Origin of the sequence: Nocardioides dubius (assembly GCF_039528155.1) — a bacterium.
GTDB lineage: Bacteria > Actinomycetota > Actinomycetes > Propionibacteriales > Nocardioidaceae > Nocardioides > Nocardioides dubius.
Window position 1 is genome coordinate 1 of sequence record NZ_BAAALG010000018.1, and the last position, 8,590, is coordinate 8,590.

Consider the following 8,590-nt stretch of genomic DNA (forward strand, 5'->3'; position numbering starts at 1 on the left):
AACCCGCAACAGCGAGGCGAGGCTCCTGCCTGTAGGTCGCAGCTCGTCGAACCGGGCCGGTCACCACGCAACCGTGGTGACCACCTGCGTGATCGAGGGCGTGGGCGGGGTCGAGGAGAAGCCGAACCGCGGCGGGGGCAGCACCGGTCGCAGCTCACCCAGGTCGACGCCGTCGAACGAGCCCGCAATGCGAGTGACGGCCCGGTGGTCCGTTGCCCCGTACCACTCCCGACGACCCGCGCCCGCGCTGCCGCGAGTCCGGACGCCGCGCAGCGCGACGCGCGCGACCGGATCGGTGAGCGTGCACCAGGCCGGGCTCTCGGCAACGCGTCGAGGAACCACGCACAGCGCCCGGCCCAGGACCGTCCTGCCGCCCACGCGCACCGAGAGAGCCAGCGACGGCGAGGTGACGGACCACCCGCCGTCCGGCGTCTCGTCCACACGCACCTCCTCGATCCGGACGGCGTCGAACGAGTAGGTCGCCGCCACGAACTCCGCGACCTCCGGACTCGGCGCCAGCAGGACGCGGTGCCCCGCTGCCGTCTCGACCATGACGTCGGCGAAGCTCCCCAGCGGAGAGGAGCTCCAGCGGCCGACGACCACCCTGATCCCGCTCGTGCTGCCGATGCCGACGATCTCGCCGCGGAACTGGCTGCGGGTCATCCCTGCCCCCTCTACGACACAACCGGTCGTGCTCCAGCCTGCCACCCTGCACCGAGCTCGACACGGACGGTGCCGTGGCGGACCAGCAACGCCAGGAGACCGCGTTCAGCCGTGCCGCACCGCTCGCAGCACCCGGTCATCGGCGTGGTGCGCCGCGCTCGCCGAGCCCGCAGGCCGCGGACGCTTCTCGTTGACGGCGATGGTCCAGCCCGGCAACGTCTCGAGAACCGCGGCGAAGTCCTCGATGTGCAGATAGGCCTCCGGGTCGAACGGCCGATGCTGATGCTTCGGGTCCTGCATGGCCTCCATGTCGTGGCTCAGGATCACGAGGGTTCCGCCGGGGGCAACAGCGTCGAGGACGTTGTGGACCCCGCGCAGGTCGGGCGTCCGCGGGATCGACGCGTAGGCCGCGGAGACCAGCTCGAACCCACCTCGGGCGAACGGGTCCCGCGCGTTCGCATCGGCCAACGCGCAGGTGACCGGCAGGTCGCGGCGCTCCGCCTCGGCCTGGACCCGCGCGAGCGCACGGGAGGAGATGTCACTCGCGGTCACCTTCCAGCCCTGTTCGGCCAGCCAGATCGCGTCGCCGCCCTCGCCGGCACCGACGTCCAGTGCGCGGCCGGGCGCCAACTCAGCCACCTCAGCCACCAGTGAGCCGTTCGGGTTGCCGCTCCAGATCGGGTCACTGGAGTAGCGGTGGTCCCAGTCGGCCACCGTGCCGGACGGGCGCGCGGCGACCTGGGTGTCCTCGGCGGCAAGGCTCATGGCAACGGCCCCTCCGACACGGCTGCCGTGCGCAGCCGCCGAGAGCACCTGCTGGCTCGGGTCGGTGACGCTGCCTGCCGCGAAGACGCCCTCGACAGCAGTGGCACCCATCAGATCGACCTCTATCACCTCTCCCAACCCGGTGGGGTGCGGGCTGGGGCGCAGGCCAAGGTCCGCGAACGCCTCGGTTCGCGAGTGGAATCGCGGTCCGACGAGGATCGCGTCGGCGTCGATCAGCGCGCCGTCCATCAGCTCAACCCCGGTCAGCCGCCCGTCCGCGCCGGCAACCACCCGCGTCGCGGTAGCGGCCTCGCGCACGTCCACCCCGGCAGCCGCCAGGGTGGCAAGCTCGGCTGCGTCCACCTCGACGCCGTCGGCGATCAGGACGGTCAACCGCTCCGTCAGCTGCCGCAGCAGCGGCGCCACATGCAACCCGGCGGAGCTGGTGACGAGGTGGACCAGGCGCTGATCGCGCACCTCGTAGCCGTGGCAGAACGGGCAGTGGAACACCGATCGGCCCCAGTGCGCAGCCAGTCCGTCGACGGCGGGCAACTCGTCGCCCAGACCCGTTGCGACGACGATGCGACGCGCCGCCACGCTGTCACCGGTAGCGAGCTCGACGACGAAGCCGTCGCCATCCCGCCGGACGCGCAGCGCCTGCCCGGACAGCACCTCGCCGCCGTAGCTCCGCACTTCCGCCCGCCCCGCGACCAGGAGCTCTGCGGGGTCGGTGCCGTCGCGCCCCAGGAAGCTGTGCATGTGCTCGGCCGGCGCATTGCGGGGCTCGCCGGAGTCGACCACGATCACCGACCGACGCTGACGCCCCAGTTGCAGGGCCGCAGCGAGACCGGCGGCCGAACCGCCGATCACCGCGACGTCGCAGTGCCGGACGATCGCCGTGGGAGTGGAGTCAGCGTGGTGAGAGTGCTCGCGGTGCTCAGTCATACCTCGAGCATAGGAACCTCTGGCGAAATCCGGTAGACTCCTTGCACTATTCGCAAGACGCGCAAGGAGCGCCATGTCTGCACAGGTCGACCTCGAGCACCTCGTCCGCACCCGCTTGCGCAGCCTGCGCACCACACTCGGGCTGTCACTGGACGACCTCGCTGCGCGCACCAACCTCAGCCCGTCGACGATCAGTCGCATCGAGACCGGCAAGCGCGCCGTCAGCCTCGACGTGCTGGTACCGCTGGCCGCCGGCCTCCAGGTCGGCCTGGACGCGTTGCTCGACGCGAGCGACAACCACGACGTGGTCATCCGGCCGACGCCGAGCCAGGCCGAGGGCCGCACGACCTGGGCGCTCAGCCGGCCCGACAGCGCGACGGTCGCCCTGAAGACGCGCCTGGAGCCGACCGCCACCCGGCCACAGCAGCGCGTTCACCCCGGTCACGACTGGCTCTTCGTGCTCAGCGGCCGCCTCCTGCTCCTGCTCGGCGAGCGCGAGATCATCGTCGAGGCCGGCGAGGCGGCGGAGTTCGCCACGATGACCCCGCACGCGTTCATCGCGGTCGACGGGCCCGCCGAGCTGTTGATGATCTTCGATCGCGACGGACAACGCGCCCACGTCCACCACGACAAGGAATGAGGATCGCAGGGCCCCTCACGGCATCAGCGGCAGCAATCCACAGTTCCCGTAGGCCCGCTCCCCCTGGAGCCGGTCGGTCATCCACGACAGCGCGGTCGGCCAGGCGAGCACCATGCCGCTGACGTGACCCAGCGCCAGCTTGTCGGCGTCACCGGGCAGTGGCGGGGTGCCGACCGGGAGGTACTTCACGTTCGCGCCCTTGGCGCACCAGTCCTTGGCCAGCTGCCGCGCCTGCTTGTGCGGGACGGCGCCGTCCGCCAACGCCGTCGCCACCAGGGTCGCCACGGTCGGCTTGAGCCGCCCGATCCGCTGCTCGGCCACGAACGCCGCGAGCGCCGGGTCGGCGTCGACGATCTGACCGAGGCTCTTGCCACTGGTGGTCAGGTCGCGGGTCTTGGTCATCGCGTGGTTGAAGATGATGTCGCCGATGCACGACGTCGCCGTGTCCGCCAACAGCGTCTTGCCCTTCGCGTTCAGGTTCGCCGCGACCACGGCGCCCAGCTCCGGAACCGCGTCGATGAAGCCGTTCAGCGCGAAGCCCAGCACGCCGACGATCAGGCCGCCGTCCACGCCGTCGATGGTGGCGCGCAGGTCGGCCGGCGGTGCCCCCACATAGGAGGCGACCAGGTTCACGTCCGGCGCATAGCTGGGCTGCAGCTCCGCCGCCGCACCCGAGGCGCCGCCACCCTGGCTGTAGCCCCAGGCCCCGAACTTCGTGTCAGCCGGAATCGCGACCCCCGGCAGCTTCTTCACCGCACGGGCGACGTCGAGCATTGCATGCGCGGTCGACACCCGGTTCACGTAGTGGTGCGGCCGGTCGGTGGCACCGAGCCCCACGTAGTCGGTGAGAGCCACCGCGACGCCCTTGTTGAGCAACCCCGACATCTGGATCATGTCGTAGTTCACGGTGAGCGTCTCGACGCCGTCGACGCCGATGCCGACGTTGAACGGCTTCTCCAACCCCAGCGACGGCGCGCACTGGTCGCCCGCGCCGATCGTGCCCGACCCGAACGCCACCACGGGCCGCGGCCCAGGACCACCCCACGCCTTCGTCGGCTCGATGAATGCACCCGTCACCGCGACCGGACGGCCCGCCGAGTCGATCGAGCTGTACATCAGCCTGGTCGCCTTGCCCGGGAAGACCACTGGCAGGTTCACCGACAGCGGCATCGCCTCGGACCGGATCAACTCCCCCGGCTGGCTCGGGATCTGCGCCGGCGGATCGTAGAACGCTGGAATCTCGATGCCACGAGACTCACTGGCTACCGTCGGCGCACGCGCACCGCTCACCCCCACAGCTACGAGGGCACTCGCCGCCACGCTCAACGTGGCGAACAGGACGGACGTACGAAGGCTGCGGACTCTCACGATGCGCTCCCGAGGTGACGTGGGTCACTGACGGCCCCACCCTAGTCGCCAAGTGACTGGTGAGTAACCCCCGCGGGGCGCTTCCTCAGCAGCGCCGCTTCGTGGCGGAGTACTTGACCAGGGAGTTCTCGGAGAACGAGACCGAATAGAGGGTGTCGCCGCGCCCGCGGGCGAGGCCGCCGAGCGAGTACTGGAGCACGCGCAGGTTGCGCAGCCTCGTGCCGGCGCGGGTGTACTCCTGCAGCACCGGCCCCGAGTCGAAGCTGCGGTTCACCATCAGCGTGCCCTGACGCGTGAGAGCAAGACCCCAGGTCCTCGTCCATCCGGGCTTCCGCTGAAGACGGATCACGCCCGCCCGCTTGAATGCGTCGTTGAACCTCACCACCACCGGGTTCGCGGAGTACGCCACATAGAGGTCGCCGAGCGCGTCGAGCTCCATCTGCGCCGTCGAGTCGTCCTCCTCCGGGTTGCTCACGTAGTCGAGGTCGATGTAGGCCCGGTAGGTGCCGTCAGGGTTGTAGATCTTGACGTGGTAGTTGTCCAGCACATAGACGAGACCGTCGTCGCGGACCTCGGTGTCCTGGGCGTAGAAGAAGCGGGTGCGCCATTCCGGCACCGACGCCGGGTCGTTGGACGGATAGCCACCGGAGAAGCGCACGCCCGGCGTGCCGAACGACATCAGGTACGTGCCACTCGATGAGTACTTCTGCACCCGGTAGTTGTGCATGTCGGTGACGTAGAGGTTGCCGTGCTTGTCCACCTCGACGTCGGTCGGAGCGTTGAACGAGCGGTTGTCGGTGCCGGTCGCCGTCCCACCGATCGTGTAGCGCAGGGTTCCGTCGGCGGCGAACTTCCGCACCCGGTGCGCGTCGGCCACGTAGTAGGACCCGTTGCGCAGGTCGACCGCCATGCTGCGCGGGGTGGTGACGCTGGTCTTCATCTTCGAGGGTCCGTAGCGCACGCAGACCTTCCGCGCCCGGACGGCGACCGTGCGCGACACCGCCGTCTTGAACCGACCCTGCTTGGCCACCTTGGTCCGGTAGACGTGCCGCCCGCTCTTCACCCGAACGGCGAGCGAGTACGTGCGACTCTTCGAGACGCGGCCGGAGTCGACCTTCTTCCACCGCTTGCCGACCTTCTTCTGCAGGCTGATCCGCTTGCCTGCCGAGGCGCCGCGGACCTTGCCCGTGACGGTGATGATGGAGCCCGCCACCGGAGTGGCATCCGAGACCTTGATGCTGACCCGGGGCTTGGCCGCCTCGGCGCTGGTCACGGGCGCCACGGCGAGTGCTCCGGCGACGGCGACGGAGATGAGCAGGGCAGATGACTTCTTCACGTGGGCCCCCGAGCCATGTCAGAAGAGTGCGGATGCGGACTAGACCGCAACCTAACATCGGCGCGCCGGACCCGGAGTGTTTCCCAGATCGGCTGCGCTCACCCGCGCAGTGACTCCTCGAACGCCGTCAACGCCAGGTCCAGCTCCGCCTCGGTGACGATCAGCGGCGGGGCGAAGCGCACCGTGTGACCGTGCGTGTCCTTGGCCAGGACGCCGCGCGCCATCAGCCGCTCGCAGACCTGCCGGGCGGTGCCGAGCGCGGGGTCGATGTCGACGCCGGCCCAGAGCCCGACTGCCCGCACCGCCGTCACGCCGTTCCCGACGAGCCGTTGCAACCGGGCATCCAGCACCTCGCCCATCGTCTTGGCCCGCTGCTGCATCTCGCCGGTCTCCAGCAGGTCCACCACCGCGGTCCCGACGGCGGCCGCCACCGGATTGCCGCCGAAGGTCGAGCCGTGCTCGCCCGGATGCAGCACCCCGAGCACCTCGCGGTCGCCGACCACCGCGGAGACCGGGACGATCCCGCCGCCGAGCGCCTTGCCCAGCAGGTACAGGTCCGGGACGACGCCGACCAGGTCGCAGGCGAAGGTCGCTCCGGTGCGCCCGAGGCCCGACTGAATCTCGTCGGCGATCAGCAGCACGTTGCGTGCGGCGGTGATCGCCCGCACCTCGGGCAGGTAGGACGGCGGCGGGATGATCACGCCCGCCTCACCCTGGATCGGCTCCAGCAGCACCGCGACCGTGGTCTCGTCGATGGCCGCCTCGATCGCGGCCGCGTCGCCATAGGGCACCAGCCGGAAGCCGGGCGTGAACGGGCCGAACCCCGTCGTCGCCACGGGATCGTCGCTGAACGAGACGATCGTGGTGGTGCGGCCGTGGAAGTTGCCGTGCGCGACGACGATCGTGGCGGCGTCCGCGGGCACGCCCTTCACGTCGTAGCCCCACTTGCGGCTGATCTTGATCGCCGACTCCACCGCCTCCGCGCCGGTGTTCATCGGCAGCACCATCTGCTTTCCGGCCAGCCGGGCCACTGCCTCGACGAACGGGCCGAACGGCGCCGAGCCGAACGCTCGGCTGGTCAGCGTGAGCCGGTCCAGCTGCGCGTGTGCGGCCGCCGTCAGCGCGGGATGTCGGTGCCCGAAGTTCACCGCGCTGTAGGCCGCCAGGAAGTCCAGGTACCGACGCCCGTCGACGTCGGTCACCCACGCACCCTCGGCGCTCTCGATGACCACCGGCAACGGGTGGTAGTTGTGCGCGGCCCAGCGCTCAGCCTGGGCGATCCGCTCGCTGGTGGACAAGCCACGAACCGTGTCATCAGCCTCCATGAATCGACGGTACGTGCTCGACGTGGCCGCGCCAAGGACCCCGATCCGGCTACTTCTCCGCCAAGGCCTCGTCGACCAGGGCGGCCACCGTCGCGGTGCTCACCGCGCCCTTGACCAGGGCGCTCATCCGACCGTCGGCGCCGATCACCGCAGTCAACGGCATCCCCACGGTGAGCTTGCTGCTCAGCTCCCCCAGCAACGCGCTGCTCGGGTCGCTCACGTTGGGGTAGCGGAGCCGGTGCGTGCGCGCGAAGGCCTTCGCGCTCGCCTCGTTGTCACGGATGTTGATGCCGAGGAACGCCACCTCCGAGGAGTCGAACCGCGCATCCGCGCGTCGCAGCGCAGGAGCCTCCTTGACGCACGGGCCGCACCACGACGCCCAGACGTTCAGCACGACGACCTTGCCGCGTGTCAACGCGGGCAGGTCCAGCTGCTCGCCGTCGATGCCCGGCGCCGAGGCCGGCAGCTCGATGACCTCGCGTTCGGTCGGAGAGAACTGCGCGATGGCGCTTCCGTCCTCGGTCCGGATGGACTCGTCGCCCTCGAGAGCGCTGCACCCTACGGTGAGCAGCGCGACCGCGACGCCACCGGCCAGCAGCGCACGTGGTCGACCCATGGCGCCGAGTGTAGGGACCCGGCGCCTCGGCGGGAGTCGATCAGCTGAACAGGTCCAGCGCGTTCCCGATGATCCCGCCGCCCTTGGACTCCTCCTCGACGGGCTTCCACTCGTAGGCCTGGACGAGCACGAAGCCGGGGCCGTGGAAGACGTACTGAATCGCCTCGCCGGAGCCACCGCGCAGCGCCGAGGACATGTTCATGCTGTTGTTGATCGACGGCGTCAGGTGTGAGGACCAGAGCACGGTGGCGTTCGGGTCGACGGCCACCGGGGCGGCCGAGCAGTCGAAGAGCACCGGCTTGCCGACCACGCTCACCGCAACCGTGCCGGAGCCGGTCACCGTGGTGTTGAAGAGGCCGTTGCCGGCCATGATCCCGGCGCCCTTGATCCGCTTGATGTCCCACGCCAGCGTGGCGTCGAAGGCCAGCAGGTTGCGGACGTTCAGGCTGACGCCCTCGTTCTCCAGGTCGATCGTGTAGACGTAGCCGGCGTCCTGGCCGAACCAGACCTCGCCCTGACCGCTGACCCGCATCAACGAGACGTCCTCGCTGGTCACGATCTTCTTGGCGAGCTTCGCCATCCCGCCGGACTTCTCGTGGTGGAAGGCGAGCTGGCCGCGGTAGCTGGTCATCGCGCCCTTGGTGGCCAGGATGTCCGGCCCCAGACCGACCCGGATCGCCTGGTCGTTCTGCTTGGCCCAGCGCTGCTCGCTGAGCACGGGCTGCGACTCGGCGGTGAAGAGGTTGCTGCGCATCGTCAGGCTCCCTCGAAGGCCTGGACGACAACGAAGCCCTGGCCGTGGAAGACGAACTGGATCGCCTCGCCCGAGCCGCCACGCAGGGCGGAGGACATGTTCATGCTGTTGTTCACGGTCGGGGTCAGGTGCGAGGACCACAGCACCAGCGAGTTCGGGTCGACCGCGACCGGCGCCT

The 8,590-nt window shown here is 70.0% G+C and carries 9 protein-coding genes; 1 reads left to right on the forward strand and 8 read right to left on the reverse strand.

What is annotated here, in order from left to right:
- Positions 1 to 60: 60 nt before the first annotated feature.
- Complete coding sequence (locus tag ABD151_RS21145; protein WP_343996850.1) at positions 61 to 663, reverse strand: hypothetical protein; 603 nt, start codon at positions 661 to 663, stop codon at positions 61 to 63.
- A 105-nt stretch (positions 664 to 768) separates the two neighbouring features.
- Positions 769 to 2,373: an FAD-dependent oxidoreductase gene (locus ABD151_RS21150; protein WP_343996851.1), complete on the reverse strand. Its 1,605-nt coding sequence runs from the start codon at positions 2,371 to 2,373 to the stop codon at positions 769 to 771.
- Between the two features lie 73 nt (positions 2,374 to 2,446).
- Between ABD151_RS21150 and ABD151_RS21155 the strand changes: the two genes are divergently transcribed.
- Positions 2,447 to 3,013 carry a helix-turn-helix domain-containing protein gene (locus tag ABD151_RS21155; protein WP_343996852.1) on the forward strand — a complete coding sequence of 189 codons (567 nt, stop codon included), beginning with the start codon at positions 2,447 to 2,449 and terminating at the stop codon, positions 3,011 to 3,013.
- Positions 3,014 to 3,028: 15 nt separating this feature from the next.
- Here ABD151_RS21155 and ABD151_RS21160 read toward each other — a convergent pair whose 3' ends face one another.
- The 6 genes from ABD151_RS21160 to ABD151_RS21965 form a co-directional block, all read right to left on the reverse strand.
- The gene (locus ABD151_RS21160) at positions 3,029 to 4,201 is read right to left on the reverse strand and encodes a lipase family protein (RefSeq protein ID WP_343996853.1); all 1,173 of its coding nucleotides are present in this window, start codon (positions 4,199 to 4,201) and stop codon (positions 3,029 to 3,031) included.
- A 265-nt stretch (positions 4,202 to 4,466) separates the two neighbouring features.
- Positions 4,467 to 5,717, reverse strand: a complete 1,251-nt coding sequence (locus ABD151_RS21165; protein WP_343996855.1) for an NHL repeat-containing protein — start codon at positions 5,715 to 5,717, stop codon at positions 4,467 to 4,469.
- A 98-nt stretch (positions 5,718 to 5,815) separates the two neighbouring features.
- Positions 5,816 to 7,042: an ornithine--oxo-acid transaminase gene (gene rocD, locus ABD151_RS21170; RefSeq protein ID WP_343996856.1), complete on the reverse strand. Its 1,227-nt coding sequence runs from the start codon at positions 7,040 to 7,042 to the stop codon at positions 5,816 to 5,818.
- Positions 7,043 to 7,091: 49 nt separating this feature from the next.
- A complete protein-coding gene (locus tag ABD151_RS21175; RefSeq protein ID WP_343996857.1) occupies positions 7,092 to 7,658 on the reverse strand; it encodes a TlpA family protein disulfide reductase in 567 nt (188 codons plus the stop codon).
- A 40-nt stretch (positions 7,659 to 7,698) separates the two neighbouring features.
- The gene (locus ABD151_RS21180; RefSeq protein WP_343996858.1) at positions 7,699 to 8,412 is read right to left on the reverse strand and encodes an AIM24 family protein; all 714 of its coding nucleotides are present in this window, start codon (positions 8,410 to 8,412) and stop codon (positions 7,699 to 7,701) included.
- A 2-nt stretch (positions 8,413 to 8,414) separates the two neighbouring features.
- On the reverse strand, positions 8,415 to 8,590 hold a 176-nt coding region (locus ABD151_RS21965), incomplete at its 5' end, for an AIM24 family protein (RefSeq protein ID WP_425571953.1).

Bases quoted from the DNA above. Each gene is read 5' to 3' on its own strand.
- ABD151_RS21155 (WP_343996852.1), top strand. From the start codon at position 2,447: ATGTCTGCACAGGTCGACCTCGAGCACCTCGTCCGCACCCGCTTGCGC.
- ABD151_RS21180 (WP_343996858.1), bottom strand. From the start codon at position 8,412: ATGCGCAGCAACCTCTTCACCGCCGAGTCGCAGCCCGTGCTCAGCGAG.
- ABD151_RS21145 (WP_343996850.1), bottom strand. From the start codon at position 663: ATGACCCGCAGCCAGTTCCGCGGCGAGATCGTCGGCATCGGCAGCACG.
- rocD (WP_343996856.1), bottom strand. From the start codon at position 7,042: ATGGAGGCTGATGACACGGTTCGTGGCTTGTCCACCAGCGAGCGGATC.
- ABD151_RS21150 (WP_343996851.1), bottom strand. From the start codon at position 2,373: ATGACTGAGCACCGCGAGCACTCTCACCACGCTGACTCCACTCCCACG.
- ABD151_RS21175 (WP_343996857.1), bottom strand. From the start codon at position 7,658: ATGGGTCGACCACGTGCGCTGCTGGCCGGTGGCGTCGCGGTCGCGCTG.